Source organism: Flavobacterium sp. (genome assembly GCF_023151265.1).
Classification (GTDB): domain Bacteria; phylum Bacteroidota; class Bacteroidia; order Flavobacteriales; family Flavobacteriaceae; genus Flavobacterium.
In genome coordinates, this window is record NZ_JAKLJH010000224.1 from 1 (window position 1) to 1,960 (window position 1,960).

The following is a 1,960-nucleotide window of genomic DNA, read 5'->3' on the forward strand; positions in this document are numbered from 1 at the left end:
GGAAAACTACAACGTAGACGAATCTCGAATTTACGTTTGCGGAATGAGTTTAGGCAGTTATGGCACTTTACACTTTGCAGGTAAATACGCTGATAAAATCACCGCAGCCGTAGCTATTTGCGGTGGTGGAAATGTTAAAGATGGATGTAAATTAGCTACTATTCCACTATGGATTCAACATGGTGATGTGGATTATATTGTACCAATGTCGGAATCAAAAAAAGTAGTTGATGCCATAAAAAAATGTGATGAAAATGCCGATGTTACTTTAACTATTATCAAAGGTGGAAATCACGGCAATGTAGAACGTCTTTTTCATGAAGACGCTATGTATGATTGGTTATTTCAACAGAAAAGAGAGTAATCCGTTACTTTCACTTATCTTTGCCGAATGAGTATCACATTATTATCTTCCCCTTTACAAGGTTTTACCGATTTTAGATTCAGAAACGCATTCCACAAACACTTTGGTGGCATAGACACTTTCTATTCGCCTTACATTAAGTTGAACGGAAAATTGGTGGTAAAAGGTTCTTACGAACGTGATATTCTTCCCGAAAACAACAACACTTTAGAAGTTATTCCACAGATAATTACCAATGATGCCGAAGAATTTTTGTTCGTTGCAAAATATGTACAGCAATTTGGTTACAAAGAATTAAATTGGAACTTAGGCTGTCCGTATCCAATGGTAGCCAAGTGCGGAATGGGTTCAGGATTAATTAGTAACACATCTCAAATTGAACATATTTTAAAACGAGTTCACAACGAAACCGATATTATTGTTTCGATGAAAATGCGAATGGGTTATGAAAATCCTACCGAAATTTTAGATGTTTTCCCTATTTTAGAACAATATCCGATTAAAAATATTGCGATTCATGCCCGAATTGGTAAACAACTATACAAAGGTGGAGTTGATTTAGATTCGTTTCAGAAATGTTTAGATACTTCCAAACAGAAGATTTACTATAATGGAGATATTACTTCGGTAGCAAAATTCAAAGAATTACAAGAACGTTTTCCATCTATAGATCATTGGATGATAGGACGAGGCTTAATTGCCGATCCTTTTTTACCTTCAATGATAAAAAACAATACTACTGAATATCCGAAAAACAGATTGGAAATTTTTGAAGCTTTTCATGATGAAATATACCGAGAATACGATGCATATTTACAAGGTCCAACTCCTATTCGCATGAAAATGTTAGGCTTTTGGGAATACTTTTCGGAATCATTTTCTAATCCACAAAAGACTTTTAAAAAGATTAAAAAAGCTGGCAATAGTAAAAACTACGAAGTTGCTGTGAAAGAGATTTTTAAAAATGGGTAAATAAAACCCATAAGACAATTACAATCAATTCATTACCAGTTATTAAAAAATTACCACCACTTATTACTTCACTCCTATTTCATAAATAGAATTTCCTAACATTTGCTCGATAAATAAAAGCCAAACACCTTGTTTACAGTATTTTATATTTATTGATTGTTTTATTTAAAAAACAAATGTGTTATGGAAAGAAAAATTACCCAAAAGTTCCATAAAGAATTGATAGTACTATTTTGTCTATTCTTTTTTAGTATTGCAAAGTCTCAAACCCGAATTTCGTATCAAGGTTTTGACAGCAAACCAGAAGATTCTTGGAGTTATACTTCAACGTTAAATTCTGGAACCATCCAAACCAATACAAGTACTTTTGTTTCTTCTCCAAATTCATTACGATTTGGCGGTTCAAACAGTTCTTCGCCTGATGATCCTAATATTGGCTTCAATAATATTGATATTAGTAGTTTCACTAATGTTTATGTGAATATTTATTTTTCATCTAACGGATCTCCTGATGATAACGATGATTTATATCTAGATATTTCCTACAACAACGGAACTTCATATACGACTTCAATTAAGTTAATTGATGGAAAAAACAGTACAACTTCAGATGTTTATACGTTT

At 32.6% G+C, this 1,960-nt stretch carries 3 protein-coding genes; all 3 read left to right on the plus strand.

Annotation, left to right across the window (positions count from 1 at the left end):
- Positions 1–364, plus strand: a 364-nt coding sequence (locus tag L6Q46_RS13785) for a dienelactone hydrolase family protein (RefSeq protein WP_291284793.1), incomplete at its 5' end; no start/stop codon positions are given.
- 27 nt (positions 365–391) lie between these two features.
- Positions 392–1,336 (plus strand): tRNA-dihydrouridine synthase family protein, encoded by a 945-nt coding sequence (locus tag L6Q46_RS13790; RefSeq protein WP_291284794.1) that lies wholly within the window; start codon positions 392–394, stop codon positions 1,334–1,336.
- Between the two features lie 183 nt (positions 1,337–1,519).
- The coding region (locus L6Q46_RS13795) for a hypothetical protein (protein WP_291284795.1) at positions 1,520–1,960 on the plus strand (441 nt) is incomplete at its 3' end.